This window comes from Microcystis sp. LE18-22.4A, assembly GCF_027531105.1.
Lineage (GTDB): Bacteria > Cyanobacteriota > Cyanobacteriia > Cyanobacteriales > Microcystaceae > Microcystis > Microcystis aeruginosa.
On the sequence record NZ_JAPZRB010000617.1, the window covers coordinates 1 to 1,971 of the forward strand.

Below are 1,971 nucleotides of genomic sequence, written 5' to 3' on the forward strand. Positions count from 1 at the left end.
TCAAGAAAACAACTTTCTGGCTTTGAGGAATTACTCAGGTCTTGTATTCGCTTATAAAGATTTTTCTGATTTCCTTTAACGGTGATAACATAGTCATTTTTAGTCTTGGCTATTAAGCTGATTGTTTTTTTCTGACAGTGTAAAGCATCGCCAGTAAAAACTTTATTTTGAAGAGTGCAATCCTCAATTATAGCTTGACCTTCGTCGATTTCAGACCCTTTTTTGTTTTCAATTCTTTTTAAGTGTAATACCAAGCCACTTTCTTGACTAAACAATGAGACAAACATAATAAAATTTTGTTGTTCATTGTTAGGATTCTTTAGAGTGTTTTTGAGACTTTTTCCATCTATGTCTAGCCAATTTATATCACTTCTTTGTCCATATTCTTGTAATGCCCATTCATTAAACATTTTTAACAAAATCTGCCATTCAACTCCCATCATTACCCTTCTAATTGTTGAATAGGATGGGACTCTTTCTGGAATTATGTTAAATTCTTGACTGAGCCTGTGCCGATTATTTTTAGCAAACTCTCCTAGCTCTCTCTAACCTGAGTATCCTAGCATTGTTCCCAGTATTATTACTACTAATACTATCCATAAAGAGTGTCTTTTTCCTTTATCTTTCCGAAAGTCCTTGACTTGTTTTAGTTTTTCTATTAAGCTCAACATATATTTGAAAGGTTGGCGGTCACTCCTCATTTTACCTGATAGTGATCGCTTTTACTTTTGATATTCTGATGGGAGAATGAAACAGCCCTAGATGTCGGGGGGGTTGGGGGGGCCACACCCTACCCCCAGGAAAAACTTTTTCAGCAGACCCTAACTATCATTAAACATTGTCGTCAGCCATGATCGAAATGACCGCTATTCCGCCGATTTCCCTGCAAAACTACCGTATCGCGGCGATTATTCCCTGTCACAACGAAGAACTAACGATCGCAAAAGTGGTCTCCCAATTTCAAACTTTTCTGCCAGAAGCGGCAATTTATGTCTATAACAACCGCTCTACCGATGATACCGTGACCGAGGCACTCAAAGCTGGGGCGATCGTTCGTCAGGAAATCCAACCGGGAAAAGGCAATGTTGTCCGGCGGATGTTTGCCGATATCGAGGCCGATATCTATATTCTCATCGATGGTGATGATACCTACGAAATTGCGGCAGTACGACGCTTAATTGAACGAATGCTGCGGGAACAATTGGATATGGTTGTCGGTGCGCGTCGGGAAGCGGCAAAATCCTCCCAGGCTTATCGTCCCGGTCATCGCGCCGGTAATCTATTTTTAACGGGATTGGTGAAATTTCTGTTTGGAGCGCGTTTAATCGATATGCTCTCCGGTTATCGCGTCTTTTCTCGTCGTTTCGTCAAATCTTTTCCCGCTTTGTCCAATGGTTTCGAGATTGAAACCGAGTTAACTATCCACGCTTTAGAATTAAAAATTCCCTTCGCTGAAGAACCAACCCTCTACGGGGAACGTCCCGAGGGTTCCCAAAGTAAGTTAAAAACCTTTCAAGATGGCTGGCGAGTATTGGGAACCGCTATCTTACTTTTTAAAGAAATTCGTCCTTTTCTCTTTTTTAGCCTTGTCTCGCTCATTTTGGCGGTTATTTCCCTCCTCTTAGCGATCCCCGTTCTGTTTGAATACCTCGAAACCGGCTTAGTACCACGTTTTCCCACCGCTATTTTATCGGCCTCGATCATGCTTTTAGCCTTTTTAAGTTTGACCTGTGGCATGATCCTCGATTCCGTCTCCCGGGGACGAAAAGAGATGAAACGAATGGCCTATCTAGCTAACAGTTGGCTGAAAGGTTAGGGAAAAAGTTCGCTAAACCAGAGAAATCGTGAGCGAGGGTTAGCCATCCGTTTTAACGGATGGTAGTCGAGCGAACAAGGGGATTTATCCCCCTGTATCATTTATTAGTTTGATTCTCAATGTATTTTTTAATAGTTTCCGTAGAAGCGTTGCCA

General features: G+C 41.7%; 1 protein-coding gene and 1 pseudogene. One reads left to right on the top strand and one right to left on the bottom strand.

The features are described 5' to 3' along the window. Window positions 1-671, bottom strand: a pseudogene (locus O9295_RS26410) (ISAs1 family transposase); the annotation flags it as partial. A gap of 179 nt (window positions 672-850) precedes the next feature. Between O9295_RS26410 and O9295_RS26415 the strand changes: the two are divergent. Further along, entirely contained in the window at window positions 851-1,816 is a 966-nt protein-coding gene (locus O9295_RS26415; protein ID WP_288036233.1) for a glycosyltransferase family 2 protein, read from the top strand. Window positions 1,817-1,971 lie beyond the last annotated feature (155 nt).